This window comes from Campylobacter sputorum subsp. sputorum (assembly GCF_008245005.1).
Lineage (GTDB): Bacteria > Campylobacterota > Campylobacteria > Campylobacterales > Campylobacteraceae > Campylobacter_F > Campylobacter_F sputorum.
In genome coordinates, this window is record NZ_CP043427.1 from 336,140 (window position 1) to 356,673 (window position 20,534).

The following is a 20,534-nucleotide window of genomic DNA, read 5'->3' on the forward strand; positions in this document are numbered from 1 at the left end:
AATAAATTTAATACATTTTGAAAAATATTTTTATAGTTGTGATAATACAACAATACTCATATTTTCTTTTTATAAAGAAAGTTTTAGTATAATCGTAAGAAAAAAATTAAGGATTAAAATGTATCGTTTTGCGCCATCGCCAACTGGTGATATGCATATTGGAAATTTGCGTGCAGCTATATTTAACTATATTTGTTCACTGCAAGATAAAAGCGGTTTTATACTTCGTATAGAAGATACCGATAAAGAAAGAAACATTGAAGGCAAAGATGCTGAAATTTTAGAAATTTTAACAAAATTTGGCATAAAATGGGATACTCTTTATTATCAAAGTAAAAATCTTAAATTTCATAGAGAATTAGCGGCAAAACTTTTGATGGATAAAAAAGCATTTTTGTGTTTTTGTTCTGATGAAGATATCGCAAAGAAAAAAGAACTTGCAAAAGAGAAAAATATTGCTTATAGATATGATGGAACTTGTGAAAAATTAAGCGACGAAGAGGTTTTGAATTGTGAAAAGCCATCTGTTATAAGGATGAAAAAACCTAATAAAACTATGAGTTTTATTGATGAAATAAAAGGCGAGATATCTTTTGAGCCAGAAAATATAGATAGCTTTGTTATTATGCGAACAGACAAAACTCCAACTTATAACTTTGCTTGTGCAGTTGATGATATGCTTGAGGGTGTGGATTTTGTTATAAGGGGCGAAGATCATATAAGCAATACACCAAAACAAGACTTAATACGAGAATATCTTGGTTATACTGGTAAATTTAGATATGCTCATCTCCCTATAATACTAAACGAACACGGCACGAAAATGAGCAAAAGAGAAAATAGCTCTTCTGTAAAATGGCTTTTAGAAACTGGTTATATGCCAGAAGCAATTGCAAATTATCTAATTATGCTAGGCAATAAAACTCCATACGAAATTTTTAGCATGAATGAAGCAGTGGAGTGGTTTGATATAAAAAAAGTATCAAAAAGCCCGGCTAAATTTGACATAGATAAACTTTCTCAAATAAATAGAGAACATATAAAAAGAGCAAGTGATGAAAGATTGGCACAACTTTTTGAAATGCCTATTAAATTTGCTTCACTTATTCGTTTTTATACACAAGAATCAAGTTTGATTGGTGAGATAAAAGATAAAATTTCACATATTTATTCGCCTAAACACATACAAGGCGAGTATGAAAATGAGATGAAAATCTTAAAAGAGGCTATATTAAAATTAGATTATAAAGATAGTTTTGATGAGTTTAAAAAAGCTCTTATGAGTGAAACTTCCCTAAAAGGTAAAAAGTTTTTTATGCCACTTAGACTTCTTATAACAGGCAAAGAACATGGACCTGAGTTAAGTGAGCTTTATGATTTTATAAAAAATGATATAAAGGAAATAATTTGATAGTAAGTAATCTTATATTTGCAATTGCGAGCATACTTCATTTTGTTTTAGTAGGATATATGTGGGTCATAATAATTGCGGCACTAATTTCTTGGGTTAGACCAGATCCATATAATAAATTAGTCCAAGCTTTATATAGACTTACAGAGCCTGTATATGCCAAGATTAGAAGCATTGTGCCAACAACATTTGGCGGTATTGACATCGCACCAGTTATTGTTATTCTTATAATACAATTTTTAGATCTTTTTGTAGTAAGGAGTTTATTTGGTTTTGCTGCTGCGATGTAGTTTAGTATTTTTTCTATGTTTGGGGTTTTCTTTTGGTGTGGTTATTGATGCTGTAAATTTAAAAAAAGAGCCAAAAAGTCTAGCAAAAGATTATTATTTTTATAGACTTTTAACTGAAGGTAATTATACAAAAGACGATGTTTATACTCTTAGAGATGATGTTTATAGATACAAAGGTAGGCTAAAAACAGCGATAGAAAAAGTAATTGGATCAAAACCAGAAGTTGTTTCGCAGTGCGAAATGGCTTATCCAAATATAATGGATGCTAATGAGAGTTGCCAAATAAAGCTTCTTTATATGAGTAGGGTTTTAAATTTAAGTAATGAAGATAGAAACAAACTTATAGAAAAATATCAATCTTCTTATCCAAATTCTGCCAATATGCTAATGGGTTTAAATTCAAAAGATCCTGCTTTATACTATGAAAAGACATTAGATAGTTTAAATTTTATAACATATTATAATATTTATAATAAAAACAAAAATTTTGATAAAAGCTATAATTTAAATTTTATCAATAAACTTATAAATGAAAAAAGATTTGAAAATACAATAAAAAGTTTTGTTATAAACAAAAATATGTCAAAATTTAGAAAATCATTACTAAAAGCAGATCCAAAAAACTCGTATTCTTATAATGTTGCTTTTTATTTAGGCGTAAATGCCTTGCTTTTTGATAAGCCAGATATTGCAATAAAATTTTTTAAGCAAGCTGCAAACATGACTTCCTATCAAAGTTTTAAAGACAACGCAAATTTTTGGGTTTATTATCTAAGTAAAGATAAAACTACTCTTTTGGATATAGCAAATAGCGATGATATAAATATTTATAGTATTTATGCTAGAGAACTTGCTAGTGTTAATAAAAAAGATATTTTTGTTCCAAGACCAAAAGTTGCATCGTTAAAATATTATAGCGTGAGCGATCCTTTTACTTGGGAATATACTAAAAAAACTATAAAAGATATGAATAGCTCACAGCTTACTGATTTTGCGGCTAAATTTTATACCATTGATACAGTTGGGCATTATAGCTATATGATGGAAAAAGCTAGCAATTATAAAAATCACTACTATCCAATGGCGTATGATTATTTGCTTGATGGAGTTGATGTGCATAGAAAAGCACTTATTTTTGCATTAGCAAGGCAGGAAAGCAGGTTTATACCAAGTGCTATTTCTGTTTCTTATGCTCTAGGAATGATGCAATTTATGCCATTTTTGGCAAATGATATCGGAAAAAAACAGCTAAATATAGAGAATTTTGATCAAGATGATATGTTTAAGCCAGAAGTTGCATATAAATTTGCAAATGTGCATTTAGATTATCTTGAAAAATATCTTTATCATCCTATTTTCATAGCCTATGCGTATAATGGCGGGATTGGTTTTACTAAAAAAATGCTTGTAAACGATGCTATGTTTTTAAAAGGCAAATATGAACCATTTTTGAGTATGGAATTAGTAAAAGCTGATGAAACTAGAGATTATGGTAAAAAGGTTTTGGCAAACTATGTTGTTTATCTTAACGCTTTGGATGCCAATACATCGATACAGAAACTTTTTGAAATGCTAGTTCAATCCGAGCCGATGGATAAATTTCGAAATTAAGTCTAAGTATATCCGTGTTTTTCCTTGGAGATATAATTTCATAGTATTTTCCCCAAGGAACACTAAAAGCAACTTTTTTCAAAAGCTCATCACCTTCTTTTAATTCTCTTATCATAACATCTTGAATGCTACTATTTACAGTAAACGAATTTTCGTTTATATCTATTTCTTTTGGATAAATTGCCACTATAAAATGTTCTTCAAGGTTTTTGCTGACTAAATTTGGATAAACTGGATTTAGATATGTTCCTAAGGCTAAAATTCTCTCGTTTTTATTTATGATTTCTGTTTTTTGTGTATAAGCTAAAAGTTCATTTTTTATTGGATCATGGGTTATATTTTTATTTGAACACGCGCTTAAAAAAATGGCTATTATAATTGTAAAAATAATTTTTTTCATAAAATACTTTATATCATTTTTGTTATTTTAGCCAAATTTTGATAAAAAAATAAATTATAATATTGATTTTATAAAATTTAGTGGCTAAATAGCTACTAAATTTACATAAGTTTTTTTATACCTTCTTCTATACTGCTTTTGCTGCGTGGCTCTACAACTCTATCATAAATTTCTTTACCATCTTTTAGATAAAATATAGTTGGTATGTGTCTTATTGCGTATTCATCTCTCACACCTTCACTATCATCTACATTTACATCATAAAAATTTATGTTTAAATACGCTTTTTCTAGCTCTTCAAGTATAGGTTTGGCAAATTTGCAGTCTTTGCACCATGGTGCACCGAAATAAACTATACCGCTTCCACTTGACATTACATTTTTTATCTCATCTTGATTTAATACTTTCATATTTTCTCCTTTGGAATTTTTAATATTATACTTATAAATAGTAAAAATTTATAAAATATATACCAAGTTTATTTCCAAATTTCAAATTCTAAAATTCTATATGTCATATTTATAACAACCATAAGTGAAACTAGAGTAGCTGGAGTTGATTTTGAGAAATTGTATAAGAAATTAAAAAAAGCTTTTAGTGATTTAAATTTAGTATAAACACTTAGATGTTAGAGTTTTCTCTAACATCTAAATTTATAATTAAAACTTATTCTTCCTTACACTATCAACTATATCTTTAGACATAGTATCAAGTTCTTTTGTGATAGTAAATGTATTATTAGCAATATTAACATTTTCTTTTGTTAAAGCATCTACATCAGCTACAGAGTTATTTATCATAGATATTGCTTCAGTTTGTTCTCTAATACTTTCACTCATCTCATTTATTGATTGAGTTAAAACATTTACATTAGCTTCTATTTCAGTTAATGACTTACCAGTTTTTTCTGCTAGTTTTCTAACTTCATCAGCAACAACAGCAAATCCTCTTCCTGCTTCTCCAGCTCTTGCTGCTTCTATAGCAGCATTAAGTGCTAGAAGGTTAGTTTGCTCTGATATATCTTTTATAATAGTTATAACATTTTTAATCTCTTCACTTTGAGCTATAACTTCTGTTGTTTTTTGATTAATTGAGTTCATTGAACTACTCATCTCTTCAACAGCAGCTGCACTTTCTTCAAGTGAACTAGCTTGTTTTTTAGCTGAAGCTGTTATTTGATCTACTGCTTTAGATAATAGATCTGATTTTTGTTGTAAGCTTTCTGCTTGAGATAGATTTTGTTTAAGCATACTGCTTATCTCAGCTCCTAATGTATTTACACCTTTTGCTATAACACCATTGTCATCTATGTGAGCACTAAAGTCTTTGTTTTGAAAAGATTTTAATAAAGCTAATATATTATTTCCATCATCTGCTATAAGTGAGTTTAATGTTTCTTGTAACTCTATAAATGCTTCTTTTAGAGTATTTAAAGCAGGATTACTACTATTTGCTTCAAATGATGCTAAGAAGTCTCCTTCTTTTATCTTATCTACAAATGTATCAGCTTGCTTGATAAATATCTCTTCATCAGATAAATTCTTTTTAGTTTTTTCTATGTTTTCATTAATAGCTTTTGCCATAGCTCCAAATTCATCTTTAGTTTTTACATTTATTGTATTAGCATCTTTTGATTCATGATTTATAAATTTAAATACATTGTTTAGACCTGATTGGATGATGGAGATTGGTTTTAGATAATAAGTTATTACTAGGGTTAAAATTATTACTATAAGTATAATAAATATAGTTGAAGTTACACTTTGACTTTTAATTATATAACTTAGTGTGCTATCATAATCACTCATTGAGTTTGCTGAACAAATAAGCCAGTTTGCAGCTTCGTATTTTTCGCAAGCAGCCACTCTTTTATCGCCTTTAAATTCAAATTCAAAAGGTTTATTAGCATATTTATTAAAACTATTTTCTAAAATGTTTACTATACTTTGAGCTTCTGGATCATTTGACATTACTACTTTTTTATTTGGATGAGAAACTATTTGTTTTGAGTTTATATCAACAACAGTAATAAAGCTAGTCTCAGAATCTTTTATGTTTGACAATTTATCATTTAAAGTATCTAAAAATACATCACTTGAAACAACTCCTACTAATTTATTATCAATTATTACCTTTTTTGCTATAGATATAGTTGGCTTATTGCGTGTTTTTGCGATATATGGTTTTGTAAAAATTATTTTATCACTATTAGTTGCGAGTTTATACCACTCCCTTTTTCTTGGTTCATAATTATCTTTTTCTATAGTTCTAAAAATAAAACTAACTTTCTTATTATCTTCAATATCTGTTCTATAAAAATTTCCATCACTCTCATATGCAAAAAATATGTTTTCTAAGCTAGAAGTTTTTGATATAAACATTATTTGTTGATTTAATAAATCTCTGTCTATAACATATTATGGATTTTTTTTGCAAAAAATCTACAAAATTTTCAATTGCTTTTATTTTATCGCTGAAGAATTCATTAACTAACAAATTTGAAGAAAGAGATATGGATGTTTTTCTGGCTTCACTTGTATGTATAATCGTACTTCGAGTAGATTTATAATTAATGAATGTAAATACAGAAAAGCAAATAACCAAAAGAACTAAAATATAGACAGCTAGTTTATTGGAAATTTTATTTAAATAAAATTTATCAAGATATTTTAAGGTTTTAAAATTTTTTGATAAAGGGTATAAAAGAGTTTTTTAACCAAATTTGCTGTAATATAAAAACTAATATTAAGTTATATATGGAAAAATTATGAGCAAATTTACACATTTACATTTACATACGGAATATTCACTACTTGATGGTGCCAATAAGATAAAAGAGCTTGCTTCTACGCTAAAAGAACAAGGAGTAGGGGCTTGTGCAATAACAGATCATGGAAATATGTTTGGTGCGATTGATTTTTATAAAACAATGAAAGCTAGCGGCATAAAGCCACTTATAGGCATGGAAGCTTATGTGCATAATGGTGATGATATAGAAGATAAAAGCACAAAGCAGAGATTTCACCTCATTTTAATAGCTAAAAATGAAACAGGCTATAAAAATCTTATGTATTTAAGCTCTATGGCTTATATAAAAGGTTTTTATTATTATCCTAGAATAAACAAAAAAGTTTTAAGAGAGCATAGTGATGGGCTTATTTGCTCTTCAGCATGTCTAGCAGGTGAAGTAAACTGGCATTTAAATTTAAGTGAGAGAAATACAAAATACGGCGCAAAAGGTTATGAGAGAGCAAAAGAGGTTGCACTTGAGTATAAAGATATATTTGGAGATGATTTTTATCTTGAAATTATGCGTCATGGTATCAATGAACAAAGAGCAATTGATGATCAAATTTTACAAATTTCAAAAGAAACTGGCATAAAAGTTATAGCAACAAATGATGCTCACTATACATTTAAACAAAGAGCCGAAGCTCATGAGGTGTTTATGTGTATAGCTATGAAAAAAACATTAAATGACAAAGATAGATTAAGGCATAGTGTGCATGAGTTTTATGTCAAAACTGATAATCAGATGAGGGAAATTTTTGCAGATATTCCAGAAGTTATAGAAAATACAGCCGAGATTGTGGATAAGTGCAATTTAGAGCTTCATCTAGGTGATCCAACTCCGCCAAATTTTAAATTTACGACACAATATGCAAAAGAGATGGATATAGCTTTACCAGAACCTGATAATAAATATAGCTTTGCAAACGATGCACTTTTTTTTGAGATAATTTCAAAAAGAGGATTAGAAGAAAGACTTAAATTTATTCCACAAGATCAGCATAAGTTATATAAAGATAGATTAGATCATGAAATAGCTATCATAGATAAGATGAAATTTCCTGGTTATATGCTTATAGTTTGGGATTTTATCAGAGAGGCAAAAAATAGAGGCGTGCCAGTTGGACCTGGTAGAGGATCTGCTGCTGGCTCACTTGTAGCTTATAGTCTTAAGATAACTGACATTGATCCTTTGCCATACAATCTACTTTTTGAGCGTTTTTTAAATCCTGATCGTATAAGTATGCCAGATATTGATGTGGATTTTTGTCAAGATAGAAGAGGCGAGATAATTGACTATGTGATACAAAAGTATGGTTGTTATAATGTTGCACAAGTTGCAACTTTTGGTAAGTTGCTTGCAAAAGGTGTTATTAGAGATGTTGCAAGGGTTTGTGATATGCCTTATAAAGAAGCTGATGAGATGGCAAAGCTTATACCAGATGAACTTAAAATAACACTTAGTGGATATCTTGGAAAAGATGGCAAAATGATTGATGGTGCCTTGCAAAAAGAACCAAAGATAACAGAGCTTATTTCAAGCAATCCTTTGGCAAATCAAATTTGGAGATTTGCAAATGATTTAGAGGGATTAAACAGAAACGCAGGAATGCACGCAGCAGGTGTTGTGATAAGTAATGAGCCTCTTTGGAATAAAACCCCTCTTTTTAAACAATCAAATGGAGAAGATGGGCATTATGTAACGCAATATACAAAAGATTATTTGGAAGATGTAGATTTAATCAAATTTGACTTTCTTGGTTTAAAAACACTTACTGTTATTAATAATGCTTTAATGCTTATAAAAAGAAGATATGGCAAAGATATACTTTGGGAAGAGATAGATTTTAATGAAAAAGATACATATAAGCTTATACAAAGCGGAAAAACTCTTGGCGTATTTCAGATAGAAAGTGGCGGTATGCAAGATCTTGGTGTTAGGTTGAAACCTGACTGCTTTGAGGATATTATCGCGATGATTGCGCTTTATCGTCCAGGACCAATGGATCTTATACCAGATTTTATCGATAGAAAACATGGAAAAGCAAAAGTTGAGTATCTTATCGATGATATAAAAGAGATTTTAGAGCCAACTTATGGGATTATCGTATATCAAGAGCAAGTTATGCAAATTGTTCAAAAAATAGGCGGATTTAGTCTTGGTGAAGCAGATTTGGTTCGTCGTGCAATGGGTAAAAAAGAAGAGAAAAAACTTGCCGCTATGAAAGAAAAGTATTTAGATGGTGCAAAAAAACTAGGTTATGATGTCTCAAAAGCTGATGAGCTTTTTGAACTTATTATGAAATTTGCCTCTTATGGTTTTAACAAATCGCATGCTGCGGCGTATTCTTTGATTACTTTTCAAACAGCTTATCTAAAAGCTCATTATCCAGCAGAATTCATGGCTGCACTTTTAACAAGTGAAGAGAATAATGCAGATAAATTATCAAGATATATGGATGAGATAAAACGCCTTGATATCGAACTTTTACCGCCAAGTATAAATATGTCTATAAGGGAATTTAGTGTTGGCGATGATGGAAAATCAATCATTTATGGCCTTGGTGCTATAAAAGGTGTTGGCCTTGGTGCTATAGAAAATATAATAGAGCAAAGAGGGGATGGTTTTAAAGATATCGATGATTTTGTTTCAAAAGTTGATAGTTTTAAGGTAAATAAAAAAGTCTTAGAATCTCTCATAAAAGCTGGTGCTATTAACTGTCTTGGGTTGAGTAGAATGTGTTTGCTAAGAAATGTTGAAAATATATTAGATGCATGCAAGAGCTCTGATAGTATAAAGAAAAACGCCAAAGAATCACTTTTTGGAGAAGATGAGAGTATGAGTATTGTTAAGGTTGATCTTTTAAAAACAGATGAAGAGCTTCCTTTGATGGAAATTTTAGGTTATGAGCTTGAAACTCTTGGAATTTACCTTTCTGGTCATCCGCTTAAAGAGTATGAAGAGAAGATAAGAAGCTTAAAAGACGTAACATTTAGCAACTCTTTTGGCGAGATTAATGGCTCAAGCGATATAAAGATTGTTGCAAAAATAGAAGACATTGAAACCAAAATTACCAAAAAGGGTAATAAAATGGGCATAATAAAGCTTTTAGACCTTTATGGAACTTTTTCTATGAGCGTTTTTGAAAAATCACTTGATTTGTTTTTAAATTTAAGTAATGAAGATAAACAAAAACCATTTATATTTGCTATAAATTTGACAAATGAAAATTCTCAAATAAATACAAGATTTTTAAGTATGACAAATTTAGATGATGCAGAAAATTTTGTTTTTACTCCAAGAAAAAATAGAAATTTTTATCAAAAATCACAAAAAAATGAAACAAAAAAAGTTTATGATAATTTAGAAGTTTCTATAGATATCCAAAATTTAAATCAAGATATTATAAATAAAATTTATTCAAGAGCTCATTTTGAGCATAAAAATGGCGGAGATAAAAAATTAACTCTTATCGTGCAAACCAAAAGCCAACATTTTATATATAAAACTGATTTTTTAGTTACTGATGGCTTTGAAGAAAATATCCATAATATCGCATAAAAAGGAGTTAGTATGAATGAAGTTTTGATACTAAGTGGTGCCGGACTTAGTGCAGATAGTGGATTAAAAACTTTTCGTGATAATGGCGGCCTTTGGGAAGAATATGATGTTATGGAAGTTTGTTCTGTTGGTGGATTTGCAAAGGATAGAAAAAAAGTACTTGATTTTTATAATAAAAGAAGAGCACAACTTAAAGATGCAAAGCCAAATGAAGCGCATTTTAATATAGCTAGATTAAAATCAAAATTTAAAGATAAAATTTCTGTTTTAACGCAAAATGTTGATGATTTGCTAGAAAGAGCAGGGTGTGAGGATGTGATTCATTTACACGGCGAGCTAACAAAACTTAGGTGTGAAAGGTGCGGCGAAATATTTGATATAGGATATGATGGAATGAATGGCAAAAAATGTCCAAAGTGTAGAAGCGAATTTTTGCGTCATCATGTAGTAATGTTTGGAGAAATGGCGCCTTTTTATGAAATTTTGTTTCAAAGACTTAATGAGATGAAACTTTTTGTTTGTATAGGTTCAAGTGGAGAGGTTTTAGATGTCGCAAGTTATGCTAGGATTGCTAAATTTAGTATCTTAAATAATCTATCACCTTCTAAAATAGACAAAAATTTTGATAAAGTTTATAACGAAACAGCGGTTAATGCAGCCCATAAAATTTATAAAGATATAGAAGAATTTTTAAGTAACTAAACACAATCTAAGCCTATTAAGGCTTAGATTAGATTACTCTAGTGTAAAGAGTATGTTTTTACCATCTTGGTAAGATAATATATTAAATTTACCATCTTTTAATACTATGCTTCTTGCATTTGTAATTTCGCTTGGATAAGACAAAGTTTGTTCTATCTTTTCGCTTTTTGGATCAATTAATATTATCACATTATGATTTTTGCTAAGTGCATAAATTTTATCATTATCATATATCATAGAAGTTATATAAAGATCTCCTAAACTCGCATTGTCTTTTAAATTTGCATCCGGTGTGAATTCACCTGATAAGGTCATATCTTTTATCAAAATTTTAGATATAACAAAAGTTTTTTTATCTTTATTGTTTGGAACTGTTGCTATATAAATATATTTTCCATCATTTGTCATACTAGCGATATGATTTAGTTTTGCTCTTACTGTGCTAATTCTACCCCTACCAAGATCTTGTTTATTTGTTTCAAATTTATCTCTTCCTTTTATAAAATCGGCATAACCAGCCACTTCGTCTGCATTATCGTTTTTAGCAAATTTTAAAAAAGTTTTGTTTGAGCCCATTAATATAAATTTATTTTCGCCAAGCGCATTAACTGATATTATCGGATCTATGGTTGCAGAAAAATAAGGATCTATCTGTAATTCACTTGTAGTATTAAAATTTGTATCCATAAAATAAACATTCCATTTTGAACTTGCTATAAACTCGCCATTTGCAAACTCAAAAGAATTTATAGGTTTTGATAAATTTATATCTTGCTTTGAAGATATTTTTAAGTCTTTGTCTATATTTAAAGGAGCTTTTGATGGATCGTTATCAAAGCTAATCCCTAGTTTTGCAGCTGGAGCAAAAGCATAATCCGGAGCTTTTACATCTCTTTTGCCTAAAAATGATATTGTTTTAAAGTTATTATCATGTCCTGTTTTATCCCAAATGATATATTTTTTATCAAAAGTAAATCTAACTGGATCTCCTTGGCCAGAATATGGCGGAATTCCTGTGCTAACAAATGCTTGAAAGACATTTGATGCTATAATAAAAGCTGATATTATAAATGCACCTATAGAAAGTTTGTTTAAATTTCTATATTTGTCTTCTCCCATTTCTTTTGCAAAAGAGCTAAATTTGGGTGCAAATAAAAATATTAAACCAAGTATTAAAACTACTGCCCAAAATACAACTTCAGCCCAAAAATAGGTGTGTATCCCAAATACGGCTAATCCAAAACCTTGATCAAGATCTCTGTGTGCGTGGTTTCCAAAATGTGCAAATGATTGCCAAAGCCCAAATGCTGTAACTATAAGAAGCATTGCTAAATATTTTGGTTTTAAACCATATCTTACTATAAAAAGTGCAAGCACTCCTATAAATATCATTGCTTCTCGTTGTCCCCAGCACAATGTGCACGGACTATCTTTTAACACATATCCAAAATACAAATTTGCTATGCCAACTGGTAAAAGTATGATTAAAAATCCAGCTAAACACATCAAAGCATAAAATAATTTTACTTTTTTTATCTCGTTCATCTCTTTCCTTTATAAATTCATTATTGTTAGTAGTGCTGATGATTTATGCCCTATATAAAGATAAATCATAAACAACCAAGAAAAAGCAACTATGCCAAGTGCTATATTTTCCATCTTTGGTTTTACTATAATAACTATTAAAGCTATTAAAACTAAAAGTAGTTGTAAAAATTCCATTATTGCTCCTTTAAATTTTTTAAAATTGTCATATTAATATAATAAAACTTAAAGATAAATATTACTAGGAAATTTTTTATTTTAAGTTTTATTTTATAAAATATCTAAATCGTTATATATTATAATATATAATTAAGAAAAAAATTATTATAATTCCACCAAAAGGAAAAAAAATGGAATTAGTTTCAAATTTTATTATTAAATCTGGAAGCAACGATTTTGTGCTACAAAAGCGCATAAATCTTTTAAAAGAAATAGATAAAACAGGATCTATTTTGCAAGCTGCTAAAAATATACCAATGAGTTATAAAGCGGCTTGGGATACTATTGATTTGATGAATAACTTATCAGAAAAACCACTTATAGAGCGTAAATCTGGTGGAAAAAATGGTGGAGGAAGTTTTTTGAGTGAATATGGAAAAACACTCATAAAAACATATGAAAATATAGTAGATATACAAAAAAGATTTTTAGAACAAATTTCGAAAAATGTTGATTTTGATAGTGGAAATATAATAAATTTAGAAAGATTAACAATGCAAATAAGTGCTAGAAATGTTTTTAGCGGTAAAGTTGAAAGCATAAAAAATGGGAGCATAAACTCAGATGTGTTAGTTTGTTTAAATGGCGGAGCAAAGATTTCGTCAACTATAACAACTACTTCTGCTCAAAATCTTGGGCTTGAGGTTAAAAAAGATGTCAAAGTTATAATAAAATCAAGTTCAGTTATGATAGCAAATAGCGAAGATATCGCAATAAGTGCTAGAAATATCATAAAAGGCGAGATTGTAAATGTTGTAAAAGATGAAATAAGCTCAGAAACTCAGCTTGATATAGGTGGCGGACAAATTTTAACAGCTATTATCACGCAAAACTCGGCTCAAAAACTTGAACTAAAAGAGGGAAAAGTAGTTTATGGCGTGATAAAATCAAGTGAAGTTATGATAGGATTATAAGGAGAATTTATGAAAAAGTTAATATTGTTAGTATTGAGTGCTTGTGTGCTTTTTGGTGCTGAGATTCGTGTGGCTGCTGCTGCAAATATAGGCTATGTTTTTGAAGAACTTAAAAAAGAATTTCTAAAAACTAGACCAAATGATAAAGTTGAGGTTACGCTTGGAAGTAGTGGAAAACTTAATGCACAAATTAAAGCAGGAGCGGATTATGCGATTTTTATGGCAGCAAATATGGATTTTGCTGATGACTTATATAAAAATGGATTTAGTAAAAACGCCCCTGAAATTTATACTCGTGGCGTTTTGATGATGTTTAGTAAAGAAAAAAGAGATTTAAATAAAGGCTTAGAAATTTTAAAAGATAATGGCATTGAGAAAATTTCAGTTGCAAACACAAAAACCGCCCCTTATGGCATAGCTTCAAAACAGGCTTTTGAAAAAGCTGGAATTTATGCTGATATTGAGAAAAAATTAGTTTATGCAGGAAATATATCAGGTGTTATGCCTCATGTAATAAGCGGTGCAGCAGATATCGGATTTATACCAAAATCAGCCTTAATTGGCAAAGATGAGTATAAAAAAGGTGAAAATTTTGTAGAAGTTGATAGAGCGTTATATACCCCGCTTGATCAAGGAATGATTTTGCTAAAAAATTATGAAAATAATGCATTAGCAAAAGACTTTTATGCATTTTTGAAAAGCCAAAAAGCAAAAGAAATTTTTGCAACTTATGGTTACGAATAGATGAACGAGCTAGACGCCAAGATAGTAGAGTGTCAAAATAGTGATTCTTTGCATAGATTTATTTTAGAAACTATTGTTGGAAAAATCGCTTTTGTAACATTAGAAGTAAAGGATTTAGATATTTCTAAAATTGGTTTTAAAGAAAGCGTAGTTGGCATTGCAAAAAGTGGTGAGTTTAGTTTTTCAAATCAGATAAAAATAGAAATTTCAGCTATAAAAAAAGGTGAAATTTTAAGCCTTGTAAGTGGAGTTAAAAACGGATTTACAATTAATAGTATGATTACTACTTCATCTTTAACAAGGCTTGGCTTAGAGGTTGGGCAAGAAGCTATTTTTTTAATAAAAGCAACCGATATTTTTATAATTTAAGCAAATAGTAGGTGAGAGATGGTGGATTTTACTCCGTTTTTTGTTTCTTTTAAATTAGCTTTTATCACTACTATTGTGCTATTTTTTGTTATGCTTCCACTGGCTTGGAAATTAAGCCAAAGTGAGAGTAAATTTAAGCCTTTTATCGAGAGTATTTGTGCTTTGCCGCTTGTATTACCGCCGACAGTTATAGGATTTTATCTCCTTTTTGCATTTTCAAAAACCTCATATATCGGAGGGTTTTTGGATAAGTATTTGGGGCTTGAACTTGTTTTTAGCTTTGAAGGACTTATTCTTGCAAGTTGTTTGTATTCACTTCCATTTATGTTTCAGCCATTACTTAGTGGATTTGAAAGCTTAAATAAAAACATTATAGAGGCTTCGTATTTATGTGGAAAAAGTAAAACAACTACGCTTTTTAAAGTTGCTTTGCCAAATATCAAACCATCGCTTTTAACGGCACTTGTCGTAACTTTTGCACATACTGTCGGGGAATTTGGGATCGTTTTGATGGTTGGAGGCAGTATAGAAGGAGAGACAAAAGTAGCAAGCATTGCGATTTATGAATTTGCCGAGATTATGGATTTCAAATCAGCTCATATTTATAGCTTTTTGATGCTAGTTATTAGCTTTTTAGTGCTTTTTAGCGTGTATTTATTTAATCAAAAAAATGCTAAGTTTTGATTTAAAAAAGCCCCTTTTGGGTGCGAATGGAAAAATGACATTAGAGATAAAAGGCTCTTTGAATTCAGGCGACTTTTTAGCATTAAGTGGTGAAAGCGGAAGCGGTAAAACCACTTTTTTAAGATCTCTTGCTGGTCTTGAAAAAAGTAGCGGAGTTATAAAAGTTGAAGATGAAATTTGGCAAAATGAGAAAATTTTTTTAGCACCACAAAAAAGAAAAATCGGCTTTGTTTTCCAAGATTATGCTTTGTTTGAAAATTTAAGTGTTGAAAAAAATCTACTTTTTGCAAACAATGATAAAATTTTATGCGAAAAACTTCTTTGTATACTTCATCTTTCAAAACTAAAAGATAGGTATCCAGCTACATTAAGTGGCGGGCAAAAACAACGAGTTGCTCTTGGAAGAGCGATGATGAGAAGACCTAAAATTTTGCTTTTAGATGAGCCATTATCAGCACTTGATCCAAATTTACGCTCAAATTTGCAAGATGAAATCGCTAAAATTCACTCAACTTTTGAGATGATAACCATTTTAGTTAGTCACGATCCAGATGAAATTTATAAGTTGGCAAATTTACTTTTTGTCATAAAAAATGGAGTGATTGAGAAGCGTGGAAATCCAAAAGAAATTTTGCTAAAAACAAGTGGAAGTCAGAAATTTGCTTTTAAGGGAAGGGTGCTAAATATAGAAAAAATTGACACAATTTTTGTAGTTACACTATCTGTCGGACAGCAAATTACGCAAGTTGCATTAGCTTTCATAAAAGATATAAAAATTGGCGATAATGTAATGATTAGCACAAAGGCATTTAATTTAAATTTAGTTAAAATTTGAGAAATTTAGGAGATAAAATGAAAAAAATTTTATTATTTTTGACACTTGGAGTTTTTTTGTGTGCTGGGGATTTGAAAATTGCAGCAGGATTTTAAAAGTTTTTAATTTATTTGTAAATGTTATCTAGACATTCTTTTAAAGTAGGGTATTTAAATACAAAATTCTCATTTAGTAATTTGTTAGGATAAATTTCAAGTGAGTCTGTCATAACAACACTGCCTTCGCCAAATTTTAGTTTTAATATAAATGTTGGTATGGATAAAAACATAGGCTTGTTAAAAGTATCTGCTAGGATCATGCTAAAGTTTTTATTGCTTATGGGGTTTGGCGAAGTAAGATTATAAATCCCGTTTGTATGGCCACTAAGTGCAAATTTAATCGCAGAAACTACATCTTCAAGACTAACCCAGCTCATCATATTTTTACCATCTCCTATACTTCCACCAAGCCCTAGTTTAAAAGGCGTTTCCATCTGATTTAATGCACCGCCATTTTTACCAAGAACAACACCAAATCTAAATATAGTTGTTTTTATATTATATTTCGTAGCTTTTAGAGCCTCTTCTTCCCAAGTCTTAGCAAGAGCGCCTAAAAAATTATCATTATAAATGGCATTTTCTTCGCCACCGCTGTAGCCATTTTTATATATCCCAATAGCAGAAGTTGATATGAATATCTGCGGTTTTGTAGTTTTCATAGCTTCAATTAAAGCTTTTGTAGTTTCTATCCTGCTATTTAAAAGCTCTTTTTTATACTCTTTTGTCCATTTTTTAGATATAGGCGCACCTGCTAAATTTATTATGGCATTGCAATTTTTTATAATTTCTGAAAGTCTATTTTGATTAAAATCATCTCTTGTTATTAGAACTATATTGTGTTCTTTTTGAAGTTCTTTGTATAACGCGGTTCCTACAAAACCAGTTCCACCACTAATTGCTATTTTCATTATTTTTCCTTTATAGAAATTATATGCAAGTTTTGATAATGATTATATGAAGTGAATAATTTTATAATTTGTAATAAATTTGAAGTGGCGGACAGAGAGAGATTTGAACTCTCGAGCCCCGATTAAGAGCTGCACCCTTAGCAGGGGTGTGGTTTCAGCCGCTCACCCATCTGTCCAATTCAAAATTTAAATGAAATTTAATTATACATATAAAAAGCTAATAAAATGCTTAATTTGTAATGTAGCTAATAAATTTTTACACACAAACTGGATAAATTTATCCAGTTTGTGTGTATGTTTATCCTTTTTTAGGAAATACAAGCATATTTACATATCTTCCTTCAAAGATTGGAGCTTTATCTCTTTGTGCAATATTTTCAACCATTGCCCAAACTTTCTCTAAAAGTTCAGCTCCTGCTTCAGGTGTTGCCATTTCTCTACCTTTTAGAAAAACCCTAAATCTTACATGTTTGCCTTCTTCAAGAAATTCTATAGCATGCTTAACTTTATAATTTATATCATTTTGGGCTATTTTTAAAGAAAGCTTTATCTCTTTTATATCTATAACTTTCTGTTTTTTCTTAGCTTCTTTTTTCTTTTTTTCTTGTTGGTATCTAAATTTACTATAGTCCATTACTTTGCAAACTGGCGGTTTTGCATCAGGAGCTATTAAAACTAAATCAAGCCCCATTCTATAAGCTATATTTAATGCTTCATCTGATGATATCACACCATAAACAGTGCCATCATCCCCAATACATCTTACCTCCCTTGCTTCTATCTCTTCGTTGAGCAAAACTTCTTTTTCTTTACTCAAAAATGCACCTCATCAAGTTTCTCCTTTGTTAATTTTAAAAACTCATCTAAACTTATATTAGATTGAGTTCTAGCTCTTCTATCTCTAAGAGCAACTGTTTTGTTTTCTACTTCGTTATCTCCAATGACTAAAATCATAGGAACTCTAGCTTTTTCTGCTGTTCTTATGCGTTTGTTTAAGCTTTCGTTTTTATTGTAAATTTCACTATCTATATCGGTATTTTGAAGTTTATTTTGAATTTCTTTAGCATAATTTTCGTGATTTTCACTTATCGGTATTATAACAACTTGTTGTGGTGCCATAAAAAATGGAAGTTCTCCAGCACAATGTTCTATCAAAATACCTATAAATCTCTCAAAACTACCAAGTATGGCTCTATGAATCATAACAGGTTGCTGTTTTTCATTATTTTGATCTATATATGCAAGCTCAAATCTTTGTGGTAAGTTAAAATCAACTTGCACGGTTCCACACTGCCATTTTCTTTTTAATGCGTCTGTTATTTTTATATCTATTTTTGGTCCATAAAACGCACCGCCACCCTCATCAATTCCGTATTTAAAGTTGTGTTCATCTAGTGCATCTTTTAAAGCCTTGGTTGCGATTTCCCAAACTTTATCATCACCTATAGCTTTTGTAGGTTTAGTTGATATTTCCATTTCGTATTCAAAACCAAAAATTTTCATTATATTATCAACAAAACTTAAAATTTCAAGCACATTTTCTTTGATTTGTGATGGCATACAAAATATATGAGCATCATCTTGAGTAAATTCTCTAACTCTAAAAAGCCCATGCATAACGCCACTTTTTTCATGTCTATGAACTACGCCGTATTCAAAAAATTTAAGTGGCAAATCACGATAACTTCTTATTTCGTTTTGATAAACTTTTATATGACCAACGCAATTCATAGGTTTTATGCCGTATTCTTGCTCTTCTATGTTTGTAAAATACATATTTTCTTTGTAATTTGTGTAATGACCAGAAATTTTCCAAGCGTCAGCTTTTAGTATTTCAGGACCCCTAACCGGTTCATAACCTCTGTTTCTATGTGCACTAAAAAGTTGTTTTTCAAGCTTGCTTCGCATTCTTGCACCATTTGGTAGCCATATAGGCAGACCTGCTCCGATTTGTTCATCAAATGTAAAGAGTTTCATTTCTACACCAAGTTTTCTATGATCTCTTTTTTTAGCTTCTTCAAGCATTTTTATGTGCTCGTTTAGGCTATTTCTATCAGCAAAAGCTACACCATAAATTCTTGTAAGCATTTCTTTATTTTCATCGCCACCAAGATAAGCGCCAGCTACTCTTGTTAGTTTAAAAAATCTTAAATATTTTGTATTTGGCACATGTGGACCACGACATATATCTTCAAAACTTCCTTGCGAATATATGCTAACTTCGCCATCTGGAATGCGTTTAAGCACTTCCATTTTTAGATCATCGTTTTTAAATTTTTGAGTTACTTCTTTTTTAGTAGAGCATATTTTAATAATATCAATTTTAGCTTCAGCTAACTCTTTCATCTTTTTTTCAATGTCAGCTAAATCACTTTCTCCAAGTTTTTCACCATTTTCTTTTGTTACTCTAAAATCATAATAAAATCCATCTTCTATAGCAGGACCTACAAAAAACTTAGCATCTTTATATAGTTTTGTTATAGCCTCAGCCATCAAATGTGCACATGAGTGTCTTATGACTTCTAGAGCCTGTTTTGAATTATCAAAATATATAGGTTCGCCACCATTTCCGCTGTAACTTTGTGTATCTATAATAACATCATTAACTTTATATGCGATTATATCGCTCATCTTTTTCCTTTTTTACCAAATTGTCTTTTTTACATTAAAAGAACCAAACTTAATTTTATCTAAATGTAAATTAACTTTAGCTTTAAGTTAAATTGTATTAAACAAAATAGTGTAAAATCCAAATTTAAACTAAAAACAAAGGAAATGTATGTTAGAACTTTTTACCTCTCCTGAAGCTTGGATAAGTTTTTTAACTCTTACCTCACTTGAGATTGTCTTAGGAATCGATAATATAATATTCATAGCTATTTTGTGTGATAAATTGCCTATTTCTCAGCGTGGTAAAGCTAGAATTTTAGGGCTTGGACTTGCTATGATTAGTAGAATTTTATTGCTTTTTAGCTTGTTTTGGATTATGAAACTTACTACTCCGCTTTTTAGTGTTTTTAATATAGAAATTTCTGGACGAGATATTATTTTGATATTGGGTGGTTTGTTTTTGCTTTTTAAATCCACAACCGAAATTCACTCAAGTGTTATGGGAGAAGAGCATACACAAAATAAAGATATTGCCAAAGCAACTTTTGGAACGGTTTTAATTCAAATTGCTATTCTTGATATAGTTTTTTCACTAGATAGTGTTATAACAGCTGTTGGTATGGCTGATCATATTGAGATTATGATAGCAGCAGTTGTAGTTGCTGTTGGTGTTATGATGATTGCAAGCGGTGCAATAAGTAGATTTGTTTCAAATAATCCAACTATAAAAATCTTAGCACTTTCTTTTTTGATACTTGTTGGAGTTTCTTTGATAGCAGATGGTCTTGGTTTTCATATACCAAAAGGTTATATCTATTTTTCTATGGCATTTTCACTGGCTGTAGAGATGATAAATATAGCTATGAGAAAGAAAAATAAGAGTTAAATTTTGATTATAGAT

18 protein-coding genes, 1 tRNA gene and 2 pseudogenes are annotated in these 20,534 nt (G+C 30.0%); 11 read left to right on the forward strand and 10 right to left on the reverse strand.

The features are described from left to right. The first annotated feature begins 118 nt into the window (after positions 1-118). The 3 genes from gltX to CSPT_RS01710 are packed head-to-tail and all read left to right on the forward strand — an operon-like array spanning position 119 to position 3,313. Positions 119-1,411, forward strand: coding sequence for a glutamate--tRNA ligase (gene gltX, locus CSPT_RS01700; RefSeq protein ID WP_089182017.1), 1,293 nt, complete (start codon positions 119-121; stop codon positions 1,409-1,411). After that, entirely contained in the window at positions 1,408-1,701 is a 294-nt protein-coding gene (locus CSPT_RS01705; RefSeq protein WP_033916838.1) for a YggT family protein, read from the forward strand. Before gltX ends, CSPT_RS01705 begins: the two co-directional genes overlap by 4 nt. Next, on the forward strand, positions 1,679-3,313 hold the full coding sequence (locus tag CSPT_RS01710; RefSeq protein ID WP_170228709.1) for a lytic transglycosylase domain-containing protein: 1,635 nt from the start codon (positions 1,679-1,681) through the stop codon (positions 3,311-3,313). Before CSPT_RS01705 ends, CSPT_RS01710 begins: the two co-directional genes overlap by 23 nt. Here the strand turns inward: CSPT_RS01710 and CSPT_RS01715 are convergent. From CSPT_RS01715 to CSPT_RS09535, 4 genes and pseudogenes are all read right to left on the reverse strand, one after another. Next, positions 3,228-3,713: a lipoprotein gene (locus tag CSPT_RS01715; RefSeq protein WP_089182018.1), complete on the reverse strand. Its 486-nt coding sequence runs from the start codon at positions 3,711-3,713 to the stop codon at positions 3,228-3,230. The genes CSPT_RS01710 and CSPT_RS01715 overlap by 86 nt on opposite strands. A gap of 101 nt (positions 3,714-3,814) precedes the next feature. Then, complete coding sequence (locus tag CSPT_RS01720; RefSeq protein WP_089182019.1) at positions 3,815-4,123, reverse strand: thioredoxin family protein; 309 nt, start codon at positions 4,121-4,123, stop codon at positions 3,815-3,817. Positions 4,124-4,372: 249 nt separating this feature from the next. Further along, a pseudogene (locus CSPT_RS09440) lies at positions 4,373-4,774 on the reverse strand (methyl-accepting chemotaxis protein); the annotation flags it as partial. Positions 4,775-5,794: 1,020 nt separating this feature from the next. Beyond that, a pseudogene (locus CSPT_RS09535) lies at positions 5,795-6,094 on the reverse strand (cache domain-containing protein); the annotation flags it as partial. A 386-nt stretch (positions 6,095-6,480) separates the two neighbouring features. Here CSPT_RS09535 and dnaE point away from each other — a divergent pair. Both dnaE and CSPT_RS01735 read left to right on the forward strand, forming a co-directional pair. Further along, positions 6,481-10,065 carry a DNA polymerase III subunit alpha gene (dnaE, locus tag CSPT_RS01730; RefSeq protein ID WP_089182021.1) on the forward strand — a complete coding sequence of 1,195 codons (3,585 nt, stop codon included), beginning with the start codon at positions 6,481-6,483 and terminating at the stop codon, positions 10,063-10,065. Positions 10,066-10,077: 12 nt separating this feature from the next. Further along, positions 10,078-10,767: an SIR2 family NAD-dependent protein deacylase gene (locus CSPT_RS01735; RefSeq protein WP_089182022.1), complete on the forward strand. Its 690-nt coding sequence runs from the start codon at positions 10,078-10,080 to the stop codon at positions 10,765-10,767. Between the two features lie 33 nt (positions 10,768-10,800). Here the strand turns inward: CSPT_RS01735 and dsbI are convergent, their stop codons facing one another. Both dsbI and CSPT_RS01745 read right to left on the reverse strand, forming a co-directional pair. After that, positions 10,801-12,312 carry a disulfide bond formation protein DsbI gene (gene dsbI / locus CSPT_RS01740; RefSeq protein WP_089182023.1) on the reverse strand — a complete coding sequence of 504 codons (1,512 nt, stop codon included), beginning with the start codon at positions 12,310-12,312 and terminating at the stop codon, positions 10,801-10,803. A 9-nt stretch (positions 12,313-12,321) separates the two neighbouring features. Further along, on the reverse strand, positions 12,322-12,489 hold the full coding sequence (locus CSPT_RS01745) for a dihydroneopterin aldolase (protein ID WP_089182024.1): 168 nt from the start codon (positions 12,487-12,489) through the stop codon (positions 12,322-12,324). 173 nt (positions 12,490-12,662) lie between these two features. On the opposite strand from CSPT_RS01745, the gene CSPT_RS01750 reads away from it, so the two are divergent. Genes CSPT_RS01750 through CSPT_RS01770 form a run of 5 tightly spaced genes read left to right on the forward strand, consistent with a single transcriptional unit; the run spans position 12,663 to position 16,077 of the window. After that, the gene (locus CSPT_RS01750; protein WP_089182025.1) at positions 12,663-13,445 is read left to right on the forward strand and encodes a TOBE domain-containing protein; all 783 of its coding nucleotides are present in this window, start codon (positions 12,663-12,665) and stop codon (positions 13,443-13,445) included. Positions 13,446-13,454: 9 nt separating this feature from the next. Next, the gene (gene modA / locus CSPT_RS01755) at positions 13,455-14,189 is read left to right on the forward strand and encodes a molybdate ABC transporter substrate-binding protein (RefSeq protein ID WP_089182026.1); all 735 of its coding nucleotides are present in this window, start codon (positions 13,455-13,457) and stop codon (positions 14,187-14,189) included. Continuing rightward, entirely contained in the window at positions 14,190-14,558 is a 369-nt protein-coding gene (locus tag CSPT_RS01760) for a TOBE domain-containing protein (RefSeq protein ID WP_089182027.1), read from the forward strand. Between the two features lie 18 nt (positions 14,559-14,576). After that, positions 14,577-15,242 (forward strand): molybdate ABC transporter permease subunit, encoded by a 666-nt coding sequence (modB, locus tag CSPT_RS01765; protein ID WP_089187833.1) that lies wholly within the window; start codon positions 14,577-14,579, stop codon positions 15,240-15,242. After that, entirely contained in the window at positions 15,229-16,077 is an 849-nt protein-coding gene (locus CSPT_RS01770) for an ATP-binding cassette domain-containing protein (protein WP_089182028.1), read from the forward strand. The genes modB and CSPT_RS01770 overlap by 14 nt, the downstream gene beginning before the upstream one ends. Before the next feature lie 106 nt (positions 16,078-16,183). On the opposite strand, the gene CSPT_RS01775 is transcribed toward CSPT_RS01770, so the two are convergent. The 4 genes from CSPT_RS01775 to thrS all read right to left on the reverse strand — a co-directional run bounded on the left by CSPT_RS01775 (position 16,184) and on the right by thrS (position 19,654). Continuing rightward, the gene (locus CSPT_RS01775) at positions 16,184-17,023 is read right to left on the reverse strand and encodes a TIGR01777 family oxidoreductase (protein ID WP_089182029.1); all 840 of its coding nucleotides are present in this window, start codon (positions 17,021-17,023) and stop codon (positions 16,184-16,186) included. A gap of 85 nt (positions 17,024-17,108) precedes the next feature. Beyond that, positions 17,109-17,199, reverse strand: a tRNA-Ser gene (locus CSPT_RS01780). A gap of 122 nt (positions 17,200-17,321) precedes the next feature. Then, the gene (gene infC / locus CSPT_RS01785; protein WP_089182030.1) at positions 17,322-17,840 is read right to left on the reverse strand and encodes a translation initiation factor IF-3; all 519 of its coding nucleotides are present in this window, start codon (positions 17,838-17,840) and stop codon (positions 17,322-17,324) included. Further along, positions 17,837-19,654: a threonine--tRNA ligase gene (thrS, locus tag CSPT_RS01790; protein WP_089182031.1), complete on the reverse strand. Its 1,818-nt coding sequence runs from the start codon at positions 19,652-19,654 to the stop codon at positions 17,837-17,839. Before thrS ends, infC begins: the two co-directional genes overlap by 4 nt. Positions 19,655-19,802: 148 nt before the next feature. On the opposite strand from thrS, the gene CSPT_RS01795 reads away from it, so the two are divergent. Beyond that, positions 19,803-20,519, forward strand: a complete 717-nt coding sequence (locus CSPT_RS01795; protein ID WP_089182032.1) for a TerC family protein — start codon at positions 19,803-19,805, stop codon at positions 20,517-20,519. Positions 20,520-20,534 lie beyond the last annotated feature (15 nt).

What these genes read in the sequence shown, in the direction of transcription:
- gltX (WP_089182017.1), top strand. Translation starts at nt 119, where the DNA reads ATGTATCGTTTTGCGCCATCGCCAACTGGTGATATGCATATTGGAAAT.
- CSPT_RS01715 (WP_089182018.1), bottom strand. Translation starts at nt 3,713, where the DNA reads ATGAAAAAAATTATTTTTACAATTATAATAGCCATTTTTTTAAGCGCG.
- CSPT_RS01720 (WP_089182019.1), bottom strand. Translation starts at nt 4,123, where the DNA reads ATGAAAGTATTAAATCAAGATGAGATAAAAAATGTAATGTCAAGTGGA.
- dnaE (WP_089182021.1), top strand. Translation starts at nt 6,481, where the DNA reads ATGAGCAAATTTACACATTTACATTTACATACGGAATATTCACTACTT.
- CSPT_RS01735 (WP_089182022.1), top strand. Translation starts at nt 10,078, where the DNA reads ATGAATGAAGTTTTGATACTAAGTGGTGCCGGACTTAGTGCAGATAGT.
- dsbI (WP_089182023.1), bottom strand. Translation starts at nt 12,312, where the DNA reads ATGAACGAGATAAAAAAAGTAAAATTATTTTATGCTTTGATGTGTTTA.
- CSPT_RS01745 (WP_089182024.1), bottom strand. Translation starts at nt 12,489, where the DNA reads ATGGAATTTTTACAACTACTTTTAGTTTTAATAGCTTTAATAGTTATT.
- CSPT_RS01750 (WP_089182025.1), top strand. Translation starts at nt 12,663, where the DNA reads ATGGAATTAGTTTCAAATTTTATTATTAAATCTGGAAGCAACGATTTT.
- modA (WP_089182026.1), top strand. Translation starts at nt 13,455, where the DNA reads ATGAAAAAGTTAATATTGTTAGTATTGAGTGCTTGTGTGCTTTTTGGT.
- CSPT_RS01760 (WP_089182027.1), top strand. Translation starts at nt 14,190, where the DNA reads ATGAACGAGCTAGACGCCAAGATAGTAGAGTGTCAAAATAGTGATTCT.
- modB (WP_089187833.1), top strand. Translation starts at nt 14,577, where the DNA reads ATGGTGGATTTTACTCCGTTTTTTGTTTCTTTTAAATTAGCTTTTATC.
- CSPT_RS01770 (WP_089182028.1), top strand. Translation starts at nt 15,229, where the DNA reads ATGCTAAGTTTTGATTTAAAAAAGCCCCTTTTGGGTGCGAATGGAAAA.
- CSPT_RS01775 (WP_089182029.1), bottom strand. Translation starts at nt 17,023, where the DNA reads ATGAAAATAGCAATTAGTGGTGGAACTGGTTTTGTAGGAACCGCGTTA.
- thrS (WP_089182031.1), bottom strand. Translation starts at nt 19,654, where the DNA reads ATGAGCGATATAATCGCATATAAAGTTAATGATGTTATTATAGATACA.
- CSPT_RS01795 (WP_089182032.1), top strand. Translation starts at nt 19,803, where the DNA reads ATGTTAGAACTTTTTACCTCTCCTGAAGCTTGGATAAGTTTTTTAACT.